Genomic DNA, 3,518 nt, shown 5'->3' with positions numbered 1-3,518 from the left:
GTGCGGTCAGGGCTTCGTGCGCCGCCGGATGACTCACCGGCCGTCCGTCGAAGCGGATGCGTTCCATGGCGGCGTCGTAGACGAGCCACGCGTCGTGACGCTCGCAGGCCTCGGCCAGCGCCGCCCAGTGGGCGTCGCCGAGCACCAGGCCGGTCGGCATCGCCGGGCCCATCACCAGGACCGCCGCGGTGTTCGGGCCGACCGCGGCCGCGAGCTCGCCGGCGTCCACGGACCATCCGGCGGGACCGGCGTGGGCGGTGACGAAGCGCGGGACGCCGCCCGCCAGCAGCACCCGGTTGACCAGGCCCGCGTAGGTCGGGTCGGTGAGGACGACCTCCTGGCCGGGCTCGACCGTCGCGAGCAACGTGTTGAGGACGCCGTTCAGGCCGCCCGCGACGCTGACGCACTCGGTGTCGGGGTCGTACGTGCGGCCGGCGAGGCGGCCGACGTGCGCGGCGGCGGCACGGCGCAGCGACGCGCGACCTTGGAAGGGCAGATAGCTGTTGGCGGAGTCGTCGTCGATCGCGGCGCGTGTCGTCGCCAGGGCGATCTCGGGCGGTCGGACGTCGGTGTCGAGGTTCTCCAGGCGGAGGATCTCCGGGTCGTTCAGCGCGTCGGCCGCGTCGCCGACCACGTCGACGCCGATGCCGGGGATGTCCCGCAACCTGCTCACCGTCATGCTCGCTCCCGAGGGTTCGCTTTGCCGGTACGTGCGTACCACTATGCTGTTACGCGTGGACATGGCGCAAGTAGTGGGCGGCAACGTACGGCGGCTTCGCGCGGCGGCCGGGATCTCACTCGCCGACCTGGCGGCGACCTGCGGGGTCTCCAAGACCACGCTGCACGGCATCGAGCAGGGGCAGGGCAACCCGACGCTGAGCACGCTCTGGGCGCTGGCGGCGGCGCTGACGGTGCCGCTCGGCGAGCTGCTGGACCCGCCGTCGGCGCCGGTGGAGGTCGTACGCGCCGCCGACGAGCGGCCGGAGGCGCGGGGTGACGCCGTCGGCTCCCGGCTGCTCCACCGCGTCCGGCTGCGCGGCACGGTCGAGGTGTACGCCATCGACGTCGCGGCGGCCGAGCAGCACTCCGAGGCGCATCTGCCCGGCGTGGAGGAGTGCATCGTGCTCACCCGGGGCCGCGTCACGACCGGACCCGCCGGCGCGCCGGTCGAGCTCGGCGAGGGCGACTCGATCCGGTTCGACGCCGCGTGTCCCCACGTCTACCGGGGTCACGACCGCGACAACCGCGCCGTGCTGCTCATGCTGCACCCCGAGGCCTGACACGTGCCGCTCACCCGCGGGCGGGCGCGTGGCGGCGCGACGGGCTCGCCGACTCGACGTTCTCGATCAGGCGGTCGAGGTAGCCCACGAACTCCTCGATCTCCCGCGGGGAGAAGCCCTCGAACACGACGTCACGGCCCGTGCTCACGATGCCCGACAGCCGGGAGTACATCGCCTCCCCGGACTCGGTCAGGTGCACGACGGCCGCGCGGCGGTCCGCGCTCGTACGTCGCCGCTCTACCAGCCCGTCGGCCTCCATCCGGGCGAGGTGGCGGGTCAGGGTGGGACCCTCGACGTTCAGCATCGCGGCCAGCTCCCGCTGGATCAGCGGGCCCTCGGCCTTCAGCGCGAACAGCGCCCTCCACACGGCGAAGCTCGACCCGGCGGCGGCCAGCCGGTGTTCGAGATGGCCGCGCACGGCCTTGGCCGCGAGGTTGAGCCGGCGCCCCAGCGTGTGCCTGGCATCCAACCCGTCACGCATCGTTCACTCCCGCGGGCTCGCGCCCGGCACAGGGCTGTCCATCCTGTTCCGGGTCATCCAGGGCCTGGCCCGCCGCGGTGATGTCTCCGCAGGTGATCGCCATCATGCACGTCTCGTCCCCGGGAGAGAAGCGTGCCGCGATCCTCGGCGCGTTCGACGGCGACTCATGACATTTGTAACGGTCTAATCAGGGACGTGCCGCTGTTCAATGAGACGGCATGCTCTGTCAGGATCGACGTCATGGAGTCATCGGAGGTGAGCCTCCGGCCACCACGGCACCGCGTCAGCCCCCGGGCCCGTGTCTACTGGGCGGTCCGCGCCACGGCCGGCTGGCTGGTGCCGGTCGCCGCCGAGGTCATCTGGCTGGTCGCGGACACGACGCGTCTCGGCGCGCACGTCGCCGGGCTCGTCCTGACGGTGGTCGTGGCCGCGGCGCACGTGACCGTCATGCCGCAGTGGCGTTACCGGGTGCACCGGTGGGAGTCGACGCCCGAGGCGGTCTACACCCAGTCCGGCTGGTTCAACCAGGAACGGCGTATCGCGCCCGTCTCGCGCATCCAGACCGTCGACAGCGAGCGCGGGCCGCTGGAGCAGCTCTTCAAGCTGGCCAACGTCACGGTGACAACGGCGTCGGCGGCCGGCCCGCTGAAGATCCACGGCCTTGACCGCGACACCGCGCAGCGGCTCGTCGACGAGCTCACCGAGGGCACCAGCGCCGAGCGGAGCGACGCGACATGAGCGAGACGGACGGGTGGCGGCGGCTGTCGGGGCGGATGCTGGTGATCCACCCGATCCAGGAGCTGCTGCGCGCCTGGCCGGTGCTGATCGGCCTGGTCTTCGCCGGTACCGCGGGCGGCCAGGGCTCGTGGTGGAGCCTGGGCGGCGCGATCATCGTGGTCGTGGCGGGCATGATGCGCTGGTTCACCACGACCTATCGCGTCTCGGCCGAGCAGGTCCAGGTGCGCCGGGGCCTGCTCCGGCGGCAGCTCCTGACCGTTCCCCGCGACCGGATCCGTACGGTCGACGTCACGGCCAACCTCCTGCACCGCTCGCTCGGGCTGGCCAAGATCGAGGTCGGCACGGGCCGTACCGACCGCAAGGACGAGGCGGTCAAGCTCGACGCGCTGCACGTCGCCGAGGCCACACGTCTGCGGGCCGAGCTCCTCCACCGCGCACCGGCGCGGCGCGAGACGGCGCCGCAGGAGACGGCGGCTCCGCGCGAGACGCTGCTGGCGGCGGTGCCCGCGGCGTGGGTGCGGTACGGCCCGTTCACGCTGACCGGCCTGGTCACCGTCGGGGTGATCGCCGGTGTCTTCGGGCGGGCCGTGAACGAGGCGCATATCGACCCCGGGCGGCTGGGGCCGGTCAGCACGCTGCTGGACCGGTGGGAGCACGCCGCGGTGCCGGTCGAGATCGCGGTGCTGGTCGCCGTGCTGGCCGTCGCCGTCGCGATCGCCTCCACGCTCGGCTACGTCCTGGCGTTCTACGGGTTCCGGCTCACGCGGAACGCCCTGGGCACGCTCCACGTCACCCGTGGGCTCATCACCACCCGCTCGACCACGATCGAGGAGCGGCGGCTGCACGGCGTCGAGATCAGCGAGCCACTGCTGCTCCGCGCCGTACGCGGCGCCCGCTGCCTGGCCATCACCACCGGCCTGCGCGTCGGCCGTGGAGCCGAGCGGGGCGGGTCGCTCCTGCTGCCTCCGGCGCCGCGCGCCGAGGCGGAACGGGTCGGGACGCTCGTCCTCGGCCGTCGC

The 3,518-nt window shown here is 73.1% G+C and carries 5 protein-coding genes; 3 read left to right on the top strand and 2 right to left on the bottom strand.

The genetic code is table 11. The features are described from left to right. A partial coding sequence (locus ACFFNX_RS43635) for an aminotransferase class I/II-fold pyridoxal phosphate-dependent enzyme (protein WP_378212133.1) occupies positions 1-679 on the bottom strand: 679 nt, incomplete at its 3' end. Positions 680-740: 61 nt separating this feature from the next. Between ACFFNX_RS43635 and ACFFNX_RS43630 the strand changes: the two genes are divergently transcribed. Beyond that, complete coding sequence (locus ACFFNX_RS43630) at positions 741-1,280, top strand: helix-turn-helix domain-containing protein (RefSeq protein WP_378212132.1); 540 nt, start codon at positions 741-743, stop codon at positions 1,278-1,280. 10 nt (positions 1,281-1,290) lie between these two features. On the opposite strand, the gene ACFFNX_RS43625 is transcribed toward ACFFNX_RS43630, so the two are convergent. Beyond that, complete coding sequence (locus ACFFNX_RS43625) at positions 1,291-1,761, bottom strand: MarR family winged helix-turn-helix transcriptional regulator (protein WP_378212131.1); 471 nt, start codon at positions 1,759-1,761, stop codon at positions 1,291-1,293. Between the two features lie 240 nt (positions 1,762-2,001). Here ACFFNX_RS43625 and ACFFNX_RS43620 point away from each other — a divergent pair, with 240 nt between their 5' ends. Both ACFFNX_RS43620 and ACFFNX_RS43615 read left to right on the top strand, forming a co-directional pair. Next, a complete protein-coding gene (locus tag ACFFNX_RS43620) occupies positions 2,002-2,499 on the top strand; it encodes a PH domain-containing protein (RefSeq protein WP_378212130.1) in 498 nt (165 codons plus the stop codon). Beyond that, on the top strand, positions 2,496-3,518 hold a 1,023-nt coding region (locus ACFFNX_RS43615; protein ID WP_378212129.1), incomplete at its 3' end, for a PH domain-containing protein. The genes ACFFNX_RS43620 and ACFFNX_RS43615, both read left to right, overlap by 4 nt.

The sequence above is a fragment of the Actinoallomurus acaciae genome (assembly GCF_042429965.1).
GTDB classification, from domain to species: domain Bacteria; phylum Actinomycetota; class Actinomycetes; order Streptosporangiales; family Streptosporangiaceae; genus Actinoallomurus; species Actinoallomurus acaciae.
This window is presented reverse-complemented; position numbering and strand designations above follow the sequence as displayed.